Raw genomic sequence first — 14,855 nt, forward strand, 5'->3', positions numbered from 1 at the left:
GGCCAATTCCGGCAGTAGGAGAAGCGACATGAAACTGAATGAACTGTCTGACAACCCAGGCGCCACCAAATCCCGCAAACGCGTTGGCCGTGGTGCCGGTTCGGGCATGGGTAAAACCGGTGGCCGTGGTATCAAAGGTCAGAAATCCCGTTCCGGCGTTGCCATCAAAGGCTTCGAAGGCGGCCAGATGCCCCTCTACCAGCGTCTGCCAAAGCGCGGCTTTAACAATATCAACCGCAAGACGTTTTCCGTTGTTAATCTGGGCCTTATCCAGAAATTCATCGACGAAGGCAAAATCGACGCCAAGGCCGACATCACCGAGGATGCACTGATCGCATCAGGTCTGGTGCGTCGCAAAAAGGACGGTATCCGCGTTCTTGCCAAGGGCGATCTGACAGCGACAGTCAACATCATGGTTACCGGCGCCTCCAAGGGTGCGGTCGATGCTGTGGCAAAGGCTGGCGGCTCTTTGACGGTCACAACACCGGCAGCGGCTGAGTAAGACCTTGTGAGCGGCGGCGCCGTCGCTTACATACCTCCTCAAGTTTACCCAAACGCCGCCACTCGGGGAACCGTCTGGCGGCGTTTATCATGAAAAGAGACCCAAATGGCTTCAGCAGCAGAGCAAATGGCATCCAACATCAGTTGGAGCGCGTTCGGCAAAGCAACTGAACTGCGTCAGCGCATCATGTTTACGATCGGACTTCTGATCGTCTACCGCCTTGGCACATTCATTCCCGTCCCCGGCATTGATGGCACCGCGCTCAAGCAGTTCATGGATGAAGCGGCGTCCGGGATCGGTGGCATCTTGTCGATGTTCACCGGTGGCGCGCTGTCGCGTATGGCGATTTTCACGCTTGGGATCATGCCGTACATTTCGGCGTCGATCGTTGTGCAACTGCTTGGCTCCATGTGGGAGCCGTTGAAAAACCTCAAGAAAGAGGGTGAGCAGGGGCGTCGAAAGATCAACCAATACACCCGCTACGGCACCGTGGTGCTGGCGACGGCGCAGGCCTACGGTCTTGCTGTCAGCCTCGAGGCTGGGGGTCTTGCCGCCGATCCGGGCCTGTTCTTCCGCGTGGCTTGCGTCGTTACGATTGTTGGCGGCACGATGTTCCTGATGTGGTTGGGCGAACAGATTACCGCGCGCGGTATCGGCAACGGCATCTCGCTGATCATCTTTGTGGGCATCATAGCCGAAATCCCTGCTGCTGCGGCACAGTTCTTGTCCCAAGGCCGCTCTGGCGCGATCAGCCCGTTGGTCATCATCGGCATCCTTGTCATGGTCGCAGTGATACTGACTTTCGTGGTCTTCATGGAACGATCATTGCGCAAGATACACATCCAATACCCGCGCCAGCAGCGTGGCATGAAGGTCTATGATGGGTCCTCCAGTCACCTTCCGATCAAGGTGAACCCCGCTGGCGTTATCCCTGCGATTTTCGCCTCTGCGCTTTTGTTGTTGCCCACGACGATCAGCACATTCAGCGGCGGAACCTCGGGTCCCGTCATGTCGACTATTCTGGCGCTTTTTGGGCCAGGTCAGCCGCTTTACCTGATTTTCTTTGGCGCCATGATTGTATTTTTCACATATTTTTACACGCGTGAAGTCGCCTTCAAAACCGAAGATGTCGCCGAAAACCTCAAGAACCAAAACGGCTTTGTGCCGGGTATTCGTCCGGGCAAGAAAACCGCCGAATATCTGGACTATGTGGTGACCCGCATTCTGGTTCTCGGCTCAGGGTATCTGGCACTTGTGGCGCTGCTGCCGGAAATCATTCGGGCACAATTGTCGATACCGTTTTACTTTGGCGGCACATCAGTTTTGATTATCGTGTCCGTTGGGATGGACACGATCCAACAGATACAGTCACATCTGGTGGCGCATCAGTACGAAGGTCTGATTGAAAAGTCGCAGCTGCGCGGTAAGCGGAGTGCAACCAAACGTAAGGGGCCAACGCGTCGATGAATATTATACTGCTGGGGCCGCCGGGGGCGGGCAAGGGAACACAGGCGCGCAAGCTCGTGGAAGAACGTGGCATGGTGCAGTTGAGCACCGGCGATATGCTACGTGCCGCGCGCACAAGCGGCACGCAGATGGGCAAGGTCGTAGCGGATGTCATGGACCGCGGCGAACTTGTGACAGATGAGATCGTGATCGGTCTGATCCGTGAACAGTTGACCAGTGGCAATGCCGCAGGCGGCTACATATTTGATGGTTTTCCCCGCACGCTGGCACAGGCTGATGCCTTGGGTGATTTGCTGGCAGAGCTGGGCGAAACGCTTGATTGCGTGATCGAAATGCAGGTTGATGATGAGGCGCTTGTCACCCGGATCACCGCGCGTTCGACATGCGGTGCCTGTGGCGAAGTCTACAACGACAACACAAAACCAATCCCTGCTGATGGCAAATGCATCAAATGTGGCGCATCTGATTTCCAGCGCCGTGCGGATGACAACGAAGATAGCCTGCGGACGCGGCTGATGGCCTACTATAAGCAGACCAGCCCTCTTGTTGGGTACTACTATGCCAAGGGCGATCTGAAAACTGTAGACGGTCTGGCAAGCGTCGATGAAGTCGCAGCATCAATCAGCGCGGCACTGAAATAGACAGCCATCGCCTGTTGGGACCGGCGTCGGGCAGATGGATTTTCCAGAAAGTTCATCGCGGCCTTGTGGGAGTGTTGACCATTCCCTGAATGCCCCCTAAACAGCGCCATCCCTAAAGGGAATCGCTTCATGATGAAGGGGTCGCCCCCCGAAATCATTGATCACCTCGATATGACGCAGCCCGGCGCTCAACGCTCCGGGCTTCCGTTGTGAAAAAAGGGTCTGGTATGACGGACCCGCAACGAAAAGGAATTGCACACGTGGCACGTATTGCCGGCGTAAACATCCCGACTGCAAAGCGGGTTCCAATCGCCCTGACTTACATCACCGGTATTGGTAACACCAAAGCCGAAGAAATCTGCGAAGCTGTCAAGATTGACCGCGCACGCCGTGTTAACGAACTGTCCGACGCAGAAGTGTTGGCCATTCGCGAATACATCGACGCGAACCTGACCGTCGAAGGTGACCTGCGTCGCGAGACACAGTTGAACATCAAGCGCCTGATGGACCTTGGTTGCTATCGTGGTCTGCGCCACCGTCGGAACCTGCCGGTTCGTGGTCAGCGGACACACACAAACGCACGCACACGCAAGGGCCCTGCAAAGGCCATTGCCGGCAAAAAGAAATAAGGAGGGTCTGACAGATGGCACGCGATACCAAACGCACCAAAAAGAAGGTCTCCAAGAACATCGCCGCAGGCGTTGCTCACGTGAACTCTTCGTTCAACAACACAAAAATCCTGATTTCCGACGTGCAGGGCAATGCCATTGCATGGTCATCCGCAGGCACCATGGGCTTCAAAGGGTCGCGTAAATCGACACCTTACGCGGCACAGATGGCGGCTGAGGATGTGGGCAAGAAAGCACAAGATCACGGCGTCAAGACGCTTGAAGTCGAAGTGCAGGGTCCCGGGTCCGGTCGTGAATCGGCGCTGCGTGCGCTGGCTGCTGCTGGTTTCAACATCACCTCGATCCGTGATGTGACACCAATGGCGCACAACGGCTGCCGCCCACCAAAGCGCCGTCGCGTTTAATTACCACCCAAACGCTTTGGGGTCGCGCAATTTTGCACGGCCCCAATCCGTCATTTTGAAACCTCGGGCGTTTGCCTTTCGGACATGAAGGCAGACAGGAATGGAGGGACGCATGATCCACAAGAACTGGGCTGAATTAATCAAGCCAACACAACTGGACGTCAAGCCGGGCAACGACCCGATGCGTCAGGCAACTGTGATTGCCGAACCGCTTGAGCGTGGCTTTGGCCTGACGCTTGGCAACGCGCTGCGCCGCATCTTGATGTCGTCGCTGCAAGGTGCCGCCATTACGGCTGTGCAAATTGACAACGTGCTGCACGAATTTTCCAGCGTTTCCGGTGTGCGTGAAGACGTCACCGATATCGTGCTGAACCTCAAAGGCGTCGCCATCCGTATGGAAGTCGAAGGGCCAAAGCGTTTGTCCGTTCAGGCCAAAGGCCCGGGCGTTGTGACCGCTGCTGACATCTCCGAGACCGCCGGCATCGAGATCCTGAACAAGGACCATGTGATCTGCCACCTCGACGAGGGTGCCGATCTGTACATGGAACTGACGGTGAACACCGGTAAGGGCTATGTCGCCGCTGAAAAGAACAAGCCAGAAGATGCGCCCATCGGTATGATGGCCATTGACGCGATATATTCGCCTGTCAAAAAAGTCAGCTACGACGTGCAGCCAACCCGTGAAGGTCAGGTTCTGGACTATGATAAGCTGACCATGAAAGTTGAAACCGATGGGTCGCTGACACCTGACGATGCTGTGGCGTATGCCGCGCGCATTCTTCAGGATCAGCTGTCGATTTTCGTCAACTTCGATGAACCTGAATCAGCGACCGCTGGTGCAGACGATGATGGTCTGGAATTCAACCCGCTGCTGCTCAAGAAAGTGGACGAGTTGGAACTGTCTGTCCGTTCGGCAAACTGCCTCAAGAACGACAACATCGTCTATATCGGCGATCTGATCCCGAAAACCGAAGCAGAAATGCTGCGCACTCCGAACTTCGGCCGCAAATCTTTGAACGAGATCAAAGAAGTGCTGTCCGGCATGGGTCTGCACCTTGGCATGGACGTCGAGGACTGGCCACCGGACAACATCGAAGATCTTGCGAAGAAATTCGAAGATCAGTTTTAAGACAATGTAGGGCGGGGTTTTCCCCGCCTTGCCGCACGACCCTGGGCAATCCTGCCCCAATAATACGGCTGGCACGCATCAGACCGTTGGACAAAGTATAATTCTTTAGGAGACTACAAAATGCGTCACGCAAGCGGTTATCGCAAGCTGAACCGGACCCACGAACACCGCAAGGCGTTGTTCGCGAACATGGCTGGTTCCTTGATCGAACACGAACAAATCAAAACAACGCTGCCAAAGGCCAAGGAATTGCGCCGGATCGTTGAAAAGCTGATCACACTTGGCAAGCGCGGCGACCTGCATGCCCGTCGTCAGGCTGATGCGCGTCTCAAGCAGGACATTCACACAGCAAAGCTGTTTGAAGTGCTTGGCCCACGCTATCAGGACCGTCAGGGTGGCTATGTCCGCATCATGAAGGCCGGCTTCCGTTACGGCGACATGGCGCCGATGGCGATCATTGAATTCGTCGACCGCGACGTCGACGCCAAAGGCGCGGCTGATAAGGCACGCTTGGCCGAATACGAAGCCGCCGAGGATTGATCCCGACGCCACTTCGCTAAAGTTTTGTAAAGCCTCGCTACACTAGCGGGGCTTTCGCTTTTCCAAACAAGGCATATGTTGACCCCATGGCCGATCTTTTCGACACTGGACCCGCGACTGCACCGACAGGCTCCCGCCCGTTGGCCGACCGTTTGCGCCCGGCGAAGATCGCGGATGTCATCGGTCAGGACCAAGTTTTGGGGCCTGACGCACCACTGGGCACCATGTTGGCATCCGGTTCGCTGTCATCGCTGATCTTCTGGGGGCCACCCGGCGTCGGCAAAACCACAATCGCGCGTCTTCTGGCCGCGGAAACTGACCTCCATTTCGTCCAGATCAGCGCGATATTCACAGGCGTTCCTGACCTGCGAAAGGTGTTTGAGGCTGCCAAGATACGCCGCCAAAATGGCAAGGGGACGTTGCTGTTCGTCGATGAAATCCACCGCTTTAACAAGGCGCAGCAGGACGGTTTTCTACCCTACATGGAGGACGGCACGATCCTTTTGGTTGGTGCCACGACGGAAAACCCCAGCTTTGAATTGAACGCCGCCGTATTGAGCCGGTCGCAGGTTCTGATCCTGACCCGGTTGACGCTTGTCGATCTGGAGCGTCTTGCGCAACGTGCCGAAAAAGAGCTGGACCGCCCACTGCCGCTTGAAGGTTCTGCTCGCGAGACACTGCTTGACATGGCCGACGGCGACGGGCGCGCGCTGCTGAACCTGGTCGAACAGATCATGGCCTGGAAGATGGACAAGAAGCTGACGACCGATGACCTGACCAAACGCCTGATGAAGCGGGCAGTCAAATATGATAAATCTGGCGACGAGCATTATAACCTAATCAGCGCGCTGCACAAATCCGTGCGCGGGTCTGATCCGGACGCGGCCCTTTACTGGTTCGCGCGGATGCTGGCAGGCGGCGAAGACCCGCGGTATCTGGCGCGCCGGATCACGCGGATGGCTGTCGAAGACATCGGCTTGGCCGACCCGCAGGCCCAAGCGGTTTGCCTGCAATCGTGGGAAACATACGAACGGCTTGGCAGCCCCGAAGGTGAACTGGCGTTGGCCCAAGCCGTCACCTATCTTGCGCTCGCGCCTAAATCGAATGCGGCTTACGTGGCGTATAAGGTCGCCGTTGTTGCGGCTAAACAGACCGGATCAGAACCACCGCCCAGCCATATTCTGAATGCGCCAACGAAGTTGATGAAGGAACAGGGGTTTGGCGCGGGCTACAGCTATGATCATGACGCCGAAGATGGATTTTCAGGGCAAAACTATTTTCCGGAAACCATGAAGCGCGGGGTCTATTATCTGCCCGTGGACCGTGGCTTTGAACGCGAGCTGAAGAAACGGGTTGATTTCTTTGCGGGCCTGCGGGCCAAGCGTCAGAGTTGACAACAGCCCGTCGTCGGGCGATGGCAGGCCCTATGTATATGACCTTTCTTTATGTGGCTCTGGGTGGTGCAATCGGTGCCTCCGCGCGTTTGGCGACCGGCATGGCGCTGATGCGCGCGTTCGGCGCGGGGTTTCCTGTGGCGACACTGTCGATCAACGTGATCGGTTCGTTCCTGATGGGGGCTGTTGTCAGTTACGGCACCGCGCGCGACATCGGGGTTCTGCAACCGCTGGTGATGGTTGGTATTCTTGGCGGCTTCACGACGTTTTCGGCGTTTTCGCTTGATGCAGTGCGGCTGCTGGAGCGCGGGCAATACTGGGAAATGGGCGCATATATGGTCCTGTCGGTCGTTTTGTCGGTTGCGGCACTGATCGCGGGCATGGCTCTTATTAAGGTGATTTACTCATGAGTGGCGTACAAACACGTATTATCGGCCCGGACGACGGCGACCAACGGGTCGACCGTTATCTGCGCCGCCTGTTTCCACATCTGACCCAGGGGCGCATCGAAAAGCTGTGCCGCAAGGGCGAAATACGCGTCGATGGCGGGCGGGTGAAATCCGCGACCCGGCTTGAGGTCGGCCAAAAGGTGCGAATCCCGCCGCTGCCCTCGGAAGAAGAAGTCGCGGCGCAGACAAGTCTGGCCAAATCTGGTGTGACCAAGGCGGATGCCAAGCTGATCCAATCTTGCGTGATCTACCGCGACGATCACATCATTGCGATCAACAAACCGGCTGGGCTGGCCACGCAGGGCGGGTCCAAAACCACCCGCCACGTTGATGGCATGGCCGAGGCCCTGACGTTTGACTACGATGAAAAACCGCGTCTTGTGCATCGGCTGGACAAGGACACTTCTGGTGTTTTGCTGCTGGCCCGGACCCGGACGATGGCCAAGCAACTGACGGAAAACCTAAAGCATCGCGAGACGCGCAAGATCTATTGGGCCGCCGTTGCCGGTGTGCCGCATCCACGCGCCGCCACGATCAAATACGGTCTGGTCAAGGCGCCGGGCCACGGCAAAGGCGGCGAGAACGAAAAGATGCGCTGTGTTCACCCACGCGAGGTGGACAGTACCGAAGGCGCCAAGCGGGCAACGACGGATTATGCCGTCATGGATACACTGGGTTCGCGGGCGTCATGGTGCGCGTTGGTGCCGATCACGGGCCGCACCCATCAGCTGCGGGCACATATGGCCGAAATCGGGCATCCGATCATTGGTGACGGGAAATATGGTGGTTCTGGTCAGGAAAACCTTGGTGACGGGTGGGGCGCTGGTATGGGCGGCGAGATTAGCCGCAAGATGCATCTGCACGCGCGTTCACTGACCATCGAACACCCTGTGACCGGAGCGACCCTGCACCTGACCGCGCCGCTGCCAGAGCATATGCAGAACACTTGGGACTATGTAGGTTGGGTCGTGGGGCATGCGCCCGTCGATCCGTTCAATATGCCAGATGCGTGATTTGCGTCTGGTAATCTTCGATGTCGACGGCACGCTGGTCGATAGTCAGGCCGAGATTATGGCAGCGATGATCTTTGCCTTTGGGGCCAACAGCTTGGCGGTGCCGGAACGCGCGGCTGTGTTGTCCATCGTTGGGTTGTCGCTGGACGAAGCTTTTGTAAAATTGTGCCCCGAGGCGTCGCCGCCGGCGCGCGCCCTGCTGGTGCAGGCCTACAAAGACGCGTTCAATGATCTGCGCGGCGCCGACGGGCAGGGGGAACGCAGCCCGCTGTTTCCCGGCGCCCGCGATGCGCTGGCGTTGCTGCAGGCGCAGGATCATACGTTGCTCGCCGTGGCCACAGGAAAATCGCGGCGTGGCTTGGACAAGATGCTGGAAAAGCATGGGCTGACCGGCATGTTTCACAGTGAGCAGGTGGCCGATCACCATCCGTCCAAGCCGAATCCTTCGATGATCCTGACTGCGCTGAATGAAACCGGTATCGCGGCGCGCGCGGCGATCATGCTGGGCGATACGACCTATGACATGGATATGGGACGTGCCGCAGGTGTGCGGACCATTGGTGTCAGCTGGGGCTACCACCCCGCCGAGGCTTTGCAGCCCGATATTCTTATTCACGACTTTGCGGCGCTTGGTGGTGCCGTTGATCAACTGACAGGATCACAGCCATGAGCGATTGGAAGCCAAAACGGTTTTGGAAAGCCGCAACACCTGTCCCTTGCGACGGGGGACATACCGTGCAGTTGGATGGCCGCCCGGTCAAGACCCCGGCCAAGGCGGCGCTGGTGGTTCCGACGCTTGCCATGGCCGAAGCGATTGCAGCCGAATGGGACGCACAAACCACGCTGGTTGACCCCCGCACGATGCCCGTCACACGTGGGGCCAACGCAGCAATCGACAAGGTCCGGACGCAGCGCGAAGAAGTGATCACGCTGTTGGCCGAATATGGTGACAGCGACCTGCTATGCTACCGGGCCGAAGGGCCCGATGGGCTGATCGAACGGCAGGCTGGCGCATGGGATCCGGTTCTTGAATGGGCAGCCGAAGCGCTGGACGTGCGGTTGAGCGTGGGCGTCGGCGTTATGCATGTGACACAGGATCCGGCGGCGCTGGCACGTCTCACGTCCGAACTTGCGACGCTCGATGATTTTGCACTGGCGGCGGCACATGACCTAATTAGTATTACAGGGTCACTGATTCTAGCCTTGGCTGTGACCCGCGCGGCGCGTCCGCCAGAGGAAATCTGGCTACTGTCGCGGATAGATGAACACTGGCAGATCGAGCAGTGGGGCGCGGACGACGAAGGTAGCGCTAACGAAATGATCAAGCGTGCCGCATTTTTGGACGCCGCGCGATTCTATAGGTTAGCGCTAGCATGAAAAAATCGGCGTGCTTTATTTTGCCTGCCGAGATTTCTGCACTTTTATTGAGCATTTACACTTTGTTTTGCAATTGGTGGCCTTGACGTTGTAGACGGATTGCGCACATTCTACGCGCGTTAGGGCGGGCTCCCGCCTATACATAAATGACTGTCGTAAAAGGCAGGACAAAAATTGGCCGTCTCCGAATCGGAGATGGAAACTCAGGAAGAGGTAAAAATGAATAAAACCGTATTCTTCGGCGGGCTTGCTATTGCTGGTTTGGCTGCTGGTGTGGCTTCGGCTGCAACGCTTGATGACGTAAAAGCGCGTGGCTCGCTGAACTGCGGCGTGACCACTGGTCTTGTCGGCTTCGCTGCACCTGACGCGAACGGCGTCTGGGCTGGTTTCGACGTTGACATGTGTCGCGCTGTTGCCGCCGCCATTTTCGGCGACCCAACCGCAGTTGAGTTTGTGCCAACAACAGGCCAGACTCGGTTCACGGCTCTTGCGTCCGGTGAAATCGACCTTTTGGCACGCAACACGACTTGGACATTCAGCCGCGATACCGACCTTAAGTTCGACTTTGTCGGCGTGAACTACTACGATGGTCAGGGCTTCATGGTCCCTAAGGCGCTTGGCGTGACATCTGCCAAGGACCTGGACGGTGCGACGATATGTATTCAGACCGGTACAACAACAGAGCTGAACCTGGCAGATTTCTTCCGTACCAACAACATCAGCTACGAGCCAGTTCCGATCGAAACCAATGCTGAAGCACAGCAGCAGTACCTAGCAGGCGCTTGTGACGTGTTCACAACAGACGCGTCTGGCCTGGCTGCGACACGTGCGACTTTTGAAGTTCCGGGCGATCACGTTCTGCTTCCCGAAATCATCTCCAAAGAGCCACTCGGCCCGCTTGTTCGCCACGGCGACAACGAATGGGGCGACATTGCGATGTGGACGCTGAATGCGCTGGTCGCAGCCGAAGAGCTGGGCGTGACATCGACCAACGTTGCTGAACTTGGTGCAGCTGCAACCGACAACCCCGAAGTGAACCGTCTGCTGGGCACCGAAGGCGAACTGGGCGCAATGATCGGTCTGTCAGCAGACTGGGCTAAGAATGCGATTGCTGCTGGTGGTAACTACGGCGAGCTGTTCGAGCGGAACATCGGTGAGAACACACCAATCGGTCTGGCCCGTGGCCTGAACGCAATGTGGACTGAAGGCGGCTTGGTCTATTCGCCACCTTTCCGTTAAGTTCTAAAATAGATGAAGGGCCCGACATTGTCGGGCCCTTTTTCCAATAGCTTTCACGCTACCAAAAATGCGCATCCCGCGTCAGTTGACATTCGGACCAACCGAAGCGCTGGCAGATCGAACGGGAGCCACGGGGAGAATTATATGTCGACGTTGACCGACCCGCCGAGAGCTTCGTTCCGGCTGAGCCAACTAATCTATGATACGCGTTATCGCTCGATTACCATTCAGGTTGTTGCGTTTATCCTGATCCTTGCAGGGTTTGCATGGCTCATTAATAATACGGTCCAGAACCTTGCGGCCCTAGGCAAAGATTTTAACTTTGGCTTTCTGAGCAGTGCAGCGGGCTATGACATCAACCAGATGTTGATTGAGTATAACAATCAGATGTCGCACGGACGCGCGGCGCTGGTGGGTATTTTGAATACACTGCTGGTCGCATTTCTGGGCTGTATCACCGCGACGCTGCTTGGCGTCATCGCAGGGGTGCTGCGATTGTCCAAAAACTGGGTCGTGAGCCGCCTTATGGCCGTTTATGTCGAAGGTTTTCGCAACGTACCGCTGCTTTTATGGATCATCCTGATCTTCGCGATCATGACCGAAAGCATGCCGCAACCCAATCAGTTCCGTGGTGCCGAACCCACTGCCAGCATGATCCTTGGTGATCATGTTGCCGTAACAAACCGGGGCATCTGGATACCGCGGATCGGTTTCACCAGCTCGATCAGTGGCAACGAATCGGTTGCACCCATTGATGGGGCGGCCCCCTTGGCCACGGGCGGTTTGGACTGGTTGCTGATCTTTGGAACGCTCGCGCTCAGCCTTATCACAATCCGCTTTGTACGGCGCCGCTCGGACCGCATTCAGGAAGCAACCGGCGTGCGACCGAAGACATGGTATCAGCAGGTCGCAATTCTGGTAATTCCCGTCGGCGTCGTGCTGATCGCGCTCGGAGTGACAGTTGTTGCACCCTACCTCAAAGGCTTCAACTTTATCGAAGGCACTCATCTGCGCAACTCCTTGATCGCGCTTTGGATCGCTCTGTCGCTCTATACCGGGGCGTTCATCGCCGAGATTGTACGTGGCGGTATTCTGGCGATTTCAAAGGGTCAGTCTGAGGCGGCCTTTGCGCTTGGCCTGCAACCGGGCCGGACGATGAGCCTGGTGATCCTGCCGCAAGCGATGCGGGTCATCATTCCGCCGCTGATTTCGCAGTATCTGAACCTGACCAAGAACTCTTCGCTGGCGATTGCGGTGGGCTATATGGATGTGCGCGCTACGCTGGGCGGCATTACCATCAACCAAACCGGACGCGAGTTGGAGGGGATGCTGCTACTCGGTAGTTTCTATCTGCTGTTGTCGCTGGTGATTTCCGGGGCGCTCAACTTCTACAACCGATCAACCCAGCTGCAGGAGCGTTAAGATGTCAGATACACACGCACAAACCGTATCTTACGTCCGCGATACGATGTTGCCGCAGCAGGCCCCGCCACTGACCGAAGTCGGGGTCATCAAATGGATACGTGAAAACCTGTTCCCAACACCACTCAATGCAATTCTGACATTCCTGTCACTGTTTGTTGTCTATTGGGTGGTCAGCCATATCGGGCCTTGGCTGTTCAACGGTATCTGGAACGCGGATTCTCTGTCGGAATGCCGTGAAATTCGCAACGCGACGCTGGGTCCGGATGCATCGGCTGCATGCTTTGCCGTCATTACAGAGCGGTGGCCACAGCTGATCTTTGGGTTCTACCCAAGTGATGCATACTGGCGCCCTGTGGTGGCATTGATGGTGTTCTTCGTGGGTATTTCGCCAGTCTTGTTCGACAAACTGCCGCGAAAAATGCTGATTGGCACGCTTGCCGCACCCTTCTTGATGTACATGCTGCTTTGGGGTGGGTCGATCTGGGGGCCAGTCGTGATTGGCCTTGGGTTCGTTGTGGGCTTGGTGGGATTCAAATACCTCGCTCCGATCAATTCGCTCTTGGCAACCCTGAGCGCAATTATCCTGCCCATACTGTTCTGGTTGGTTCTGGCGGGACCTATCATCGGGGTGTTGAACGCAATCGCGCCGATCGGCTTTGAGTTCATTCAGTCCAAGGACTTTGGTGGTTTCACATTGTCGGTCGTCATTGGTATCGCTGCGATTATCCTGTCGCTGCCATTGGGTATCTTGTTGGCTTTGGGTCGTCAGTCCGACCTGCCGATCATCAAATACTCGGCTGTGGTCTTTATCGAGGTGATCCGGGGCGTGCCGTTGATTGTGTGGCTGTTCACAGCGTCATTGCTGTTGAACTACTTCCTGCCACCGGGCACAAACTTTGACCTTATGCTGCGGGTCATCATCATGGTGACACTGTTCTCGGCGGCCTATATCGCCGAGGTGGTCCGGGGTGGCTTGGCCGCCCTGCCAAAGGGCCAGTATGAGGCGGCCGATGCGCTTGGCCTTGATTACTGGAAATCCATGCAGCTGATCATCCTGCCGCAAGCCCTCAAAATCTCGATTCCGGGGATCGTCAACACCTTCATCGGTCTGTTCAAGGACACGACACTGGTGGTGTTTATCGGTCTGTTCGACCCTATTGGTCTGGCCGGTGCGATCCGTGCCTCGACTGAATGGAACGGCATTTATTGGGAACTCTTCCTCTTCATCGGCGTCATGTTTTTCATCTTCTGCTTCAGCATGGGCCGCTACTCACTTTACCTGGAGAAAAAACTCCAGCGTGAACACCGTTAAGGAGCCAGTGATATGGTTGAAATGACAAACGAACGCACCGTTGACCGTAGCCAGATGAAAGTCTCGGATGAGGTTGCCATCGAAATCCACGATATGAACAAGTGGTACGGCACCTTCCATGTGTTGCGCGACATTAACCTGACGGTGCAACGCGGTGAACGGATCGTGATCTGTGGCCCCTCCGGGTCCGGCAAGTCAACGCTGATCCGTTGCATTAACCGTCTGGAAGAACACCAGCAGGGTCAAATCATCGTGGACGGGACTGAACTATCCTCGGATCTAAAAAACATCGACAAGATACGTTCAGAGGTTGGCATGTGCTTTCAGCACTTCAACCTGTTCCCGCATCTGACGATCCTCGAGAATTGCACACTGGCCCCGATTTGGGTGCGCAAAACGCCCAAAAAGGAAGCCATCGCAACGGCGATGCATTTCCTGGAGAAGGTAAAAATTCCCGAGCAGGCTGACAAATACCCGGGCCAGCTATCGGGCGGTCAGCAGCAGCGTGTTGCCATCGCCCGGTCGCTCTGCATGAAACCGCGCATCATGCTGTTCGACGAACCGACATCGGCGCTTGATCCTGAGATGATCAAAGAGGTGTTGGATACAATGATCGAACTGGCCGAAGAAGGCATGACCATGCTGTGTGTCACGCATGAAATGGGCTTTGCGCGTCAGGTTGCCAACCGGGTGATCTTTATGGACCAAGGCCAGATCGTTGAACAGAACGAGCCAGAGGAATTCTTCCTTAATCCGCAGTCCGAGCGGACACAGCTGTTCCTGAGCCAGATCTTGGGTCACTAAATCACATAATGCCCCGACATTGCGCCGGGGCATTATGCTTAATCTGCGTCCCGCCCGGCAGTGCCGATCAGGTCGCGCGGAACGACGAACTCCACACATTCCCCCTGATGGTGCCGTAATGCAGACCAATCGTCGATCGCAAAGTCGATAACGGTTGTCGCGCAGGTTGGGTAGCCGCTGAACCTGTGATGCTGTGGGGCCGTTGCGACCAGTTCATTTGCCAAGGTTCCGATGCCAGGATTATGGCCAATGACGGCAATCGTTTCAGCCGTCTCGCGGCGTAGCATATCCAGGACCGTGTCTGGGGCGGCATGATAGATCGCACCAGACAGCCGCAGCATCGTTTCGCCAAGCAGCATAGGCATAATCAGTTCTGCTGTCTGCTGGGTCCGTATGGCGTCTGAGCATAGCATCAGGTTTGGTATGTATCCGTGCAACGCGAGCCAGTCACCAACAGCGACAGCAGACGCCTGGCCCCGGGCGTTAAGAACACGTGCATGGTCGTCCTCGAAGGGGTCATCCCAGCTGGA

Annotated in this window: 17 protein-coding genes; 16 read left to right on the forward strand and 1 reads right to left on the reverse strand. The window is 56.6% G+C overall.

The window, feature by feature from the left end:
• Positions 1 to 28 precede the first annotated feature (28 nt).
• The 16 genes from rplO to QZ196_RS11055 all read left to right on the forward strand — a co-directional run bounded on the left by rplO (position 29) and on the right by QZ196_RS11055 (position 14,325).
• The gene (rplO, locus tag QZ196_RS10980; protein ID WP_296426352.1) at positions 29 to 502 is read left to right on the forward strand and encodes a 50S ribosomal protein L15; all 474 of its coding nucleotides are present in this window, start codon (positions 29 to 31) and stop codon (positions 500 to 502) included.
• Positions 503 to 628: 126 nt separating this feature from the next.
• The gene (gene secY, locus QZ196_RS10985; RefSeq protein ID WP_296426382.1) at positions 629 to 1,969 is read left to right on the forward strand and encodes a preprotein translocase subunit SecY; all 1,341 of its coding nucleotides are present in this window, start codon (positions 629 to 631) and stop codon (positions 1,967 to 1,969) included.
• On the forward strand, positions 1,966 to 2,610 hold the full coding sequence (locus tag QZ196_RS10990; protein WP_296426354.1) for an adenylate kinase: 645 nt from the start codon (positions 1,966 to 1,968) through the stop codon (positions 2,608 to 2,610). Before secY ends, QZ196_RS10990 begins: the two co-directional genes overlap by 4 nt.
• 260 nt (positions 2,611 to 2,870) lie before the next feature.
• The gene (rpsM, locus tag QZ196_RS10995; RefSeq protein ID WP_296426356.1) at positions 2,871 to 3,239 is read left to right on the forward strand and encodes a 30S ribosomal protein S13; all 369 of its coding nucleotides are present in this window, start codon (positions 2,871 to 2,873) and stop codon (positions 3,237 to 3,239) included.
• 14 nt (positions 3,240 to 3,253) lie between these two features.
• Positions 3,254 to 3,643: a 30S ribosomal protein S11 gene (rpsK, locus tag QZ196_RS11000; RefSeq protein ID WP_296426358.1), complete on the forward strand. Its 390-nt coding sequence runs from the start codon at positions 3,254 to 3,256 to the stop codon at positions 3,641 to 3,643.
• A 112-nt stretch (positions 3,644 to 3,755) separates the two neighbouring features.
• Positions 3,756 to 4,772 carry a DNA-directed RNA polymerase subunit alpha gene (locus tag QZ196_RS11005; RefSeq protein ID WP_296426359.1) on the forward strand — a complete coding sequence of 339 codons (1,017 nt, stop codon included), beginning with the start codon at positions 3,756 to 3,758 and terminating at the stop codon, positions 4,770 to 4,772.
• 120 nt (positions 4,773 to 4,892) lie between these two features.
• Complete coding sequence (gene rplQ / locus QZ196_RS11010; protein WP_296426360.1) at positions 4,893 to 5,312, forward strand: 50S ribosomal protein L17; 420 nt, start codon at positions 4,893 to 4,895, stop codon at positions 5,310 to 5,312.
• Positions 5,313 to 5,398: 86 nt separating this feature from the next.
• On the forward strand, positions 5,399 to 6,706 hold the full coding sequence (locus tag QZ196_RS11015; RefSeq protein WP_296426361.1) for a replication-associated recombination protein A: 1,308 nt from the start codon (positions 5,399 to 5,401) through the stop codon (positions 6,704 to 6,706).
• 32 nt (positions 6,707 to 6,738) lie between these two features.
• The gene (locus tag QZ196_RS11020) at positions 6,739 to 7,116 is read left to right on the forward strand and encodes a CrcB family protein (protein ID WP_296426363.1); all 378 of its coding nucleotides are present in this window, start codon (positions 6,739 to 6,741) and stop codon (positions 7,114 to 7,116) included.
• Positions 7,113 to 8,168: an RluA family pseudouridine synthase gene (locus QZ196_RS11025; RefSeq protein ID WP_296426365.1), complete on the forward strand. Its 1,056-nt coding sequence runs from the start codon at positions 7,113 to 7,115 to the stop codon at positions 8,166 to 8,168. The genes QZ196_RS11020 and QZ196_RS11025 overlap by 4 nt, the downstream gene beginning before the upstream one ends.
• Positions 8,161 to 8,838, forward strand: a complete 678-nt coding sequence (locus QZ196_RS11030; RefSeq protein WP_296426367.1) for an HAD-IA family hydrolase — start codon at positions 8,161 to 8,163, stop codon at positions 8,836 to 8,838. The genes QZ196_RS11025 and QZ196_RS11030 overlap by 8 nt, the downstream gene beginning before the upstream one ends.
• A complete protein-coding gene (locus tag QZ196_RS11035) occupies positions 8,835 to 9,545 on the forward strand; it encodes an ATP12 family protein (RefSeq protein ID WP_296426369.1) in 711 nt (236 codons plus the stop codon). Before QZ196_RS11030 ends, QZ196_RS11035 begins: the two co-directional genes overlap by 4 nt.
• Positions 9,546 to 9,764: 219 nt before the next feature.
• Entirely contained in the window at positions 9,765 to 10,784 is a 1,020-nt protein-coding gene (locus QZ196_RS11040; protein WP_296426383.1) for an amino acid ABC transporter substrate-binding protein, read from the forward strand.
• Between the two features lie 144 nt (positions 10,785 to 10,928).
• Positions 10,929 to 12,206, forward strand: coding sequence for an ABC transporter permease subunit (locus QZ196_RS11045; RefSeq protein WP_296426371.1), 1,278 nt, complete (start codon positions 10,929 to 10,931; stop codon positions 12,204 to 12,206).
• A 1-nt stretch (position 12,207) separates the two neighbouring features.
• On the forward strand, positions 12,208 to 13,521 hold the full coding sequence (locus QZ196_RS11050) for an amino acid ABC transporter permease (protein ID WP_296426372.1): 1,314 nt from the start codon (positions 12,208 to 12,210) through the stop codon (positions 13,519 to 13,521).
• Between the two features lie 12 nt (positions 13,522 to 13,533).
• A complete protein-coding gene (locus QZ196_RS11055) occupies positions 13,534 to 14,325 on the forward strand; it encodes an amino acid ABC transporter ATP-binding protein (protein WP_296426374.1) in 792 nt (263 codons plus the stop codon).
• A 38-nt stretch (positions 14,326 to 14,363) separates the two neighbouring features.
• Here QZ196_RS11055 and QZ196_RS11060 read toward each other — a convergent pair.
• On the reverse strand, positions 14,364 to 14,855 hold a 492-nt coding region (locus QZ196_RS11060), incomplete at its 5' end, for a histidine phosphatase family protein (RefSeq protein ID WP_296426376.1).

The sequence above is a fragment of the Yoonia sp. genome (assembly GCF_017854565.1).
GTDB lineage: Bacteria > Pseudomonadota > Alphaproteobacteria > Rhodobacterales > Rhodobacteraceae > Yoonia.

What these genes read in the sequence shown, in the direction of transcription:
- rplO (WP_296426352.1), top strand. Translation starts at nt 29, where the DNA reads ATGAAACTGAATGAACTGTCTGACAACCCAGGCGCCACCAAATCCCGC.
- QZ196_RS11030 (WP_296426367.1), top strand. Translation starts at nt 8,161, where the DNA reads ATGCGTGATTTGCGTCTGGTAATCTTCGATGTCGACGGCACGCTGGTC.
- secY (WP_296426382.1), top strand. Translation starts at nt 629, where the DNA reads ATGGCATCCAACATCAGTTGGAGCGCGTTCGGCAAAGCAACTGAACTG.
- QZ196_RS11025 (WP_296426365.1), top strand. Translation starts at nt 7,113, where the DNA reads ATGAGTGGCGTACAAACACGTATTATCGGCCCGGACGACGGCGACCAA.
- QZ196_RS11045 (WP_296426371.1), top strand. Translation starts at nt 10,929, where the DNA reads ATGTCGACGTTGACCGACCCGCCGAGAGCTTCGTTCCGGCTGAGCCAA.
- QZ196_RS11035 (WP_296426369.1), top strand. Translation starts at nt 8,835, where the DNA reads ATGAGCGATTGGAAGCCAAAACGGTTTTGGAAAGCCGCAACACCTGTC.
- QZ196_RS11005 (WP_296426359.1), top strand. Translation starts at nt 3,756, where the DNA reads ATGATCCACAAGAACTGGGCTGAATTAATCAAGCCAACACAACTGGAC.
- QZ196_RS11015 (WP_296426361.1), top strand. Translation starts at nt 5,399, where the DNA reads ATGGCCGATCTTTTCGACACTGGACCCGCGACTGCACCGACAGGCTCC.
- QZ196_RS11050 (WP_296426372.1), top strand. Translation starts at nt 12,208, where the DNA reads ATGTCAGATACACACGCACAAACCGTATCTTACGTCCGCGATACGATG.
- rpsK (WP_296426358.1), top strand. Translation starts at nt 3,254, where the DNA reads ATGGCACGCGATACCAAACGCACCAAAAAGAAGGTCTCCAAGAACATC.
- rplQ (WP_296426360.1), top strand. Translation starts at nt 4,893, where the DNA reads ATGCGTCACGCAAGCGGTTATCGCAAGCTGAACCGGACCCACGAACAC.
- QZ196_RS11040 (WP_296426383.1), top strand. Translation starts at nt 9,765, where the DNA reads ATGAATAAAACCGTATTCTTCGGCGGGCTTGCTATTGCTGGTTTGGCT.
- QZ196_RS11020 (WP_296426363.1), top strand. Translation starts at nt 6,739, where the DNA reads ATGTATATGACCTTTCTTTATGTGGCTCTGGGTGGTGCAATCGGTGCC.
- QZ196_RS11055 (WP_296426374.1), top strand. Translation starts at nt 13,534, where the DNA reads ATGGTTGAAATGACAAACGAACGCACCGTTGACCGTAGCCAGATGAAA.
- QZ196_RS10990 (WP_296426354.1), top strand. Translation starts at nt 1,966, where the DNA reads ATGAATATTATACTGCTGGGGCCGCCGGGGGCGGGCAAGGGAACACAG.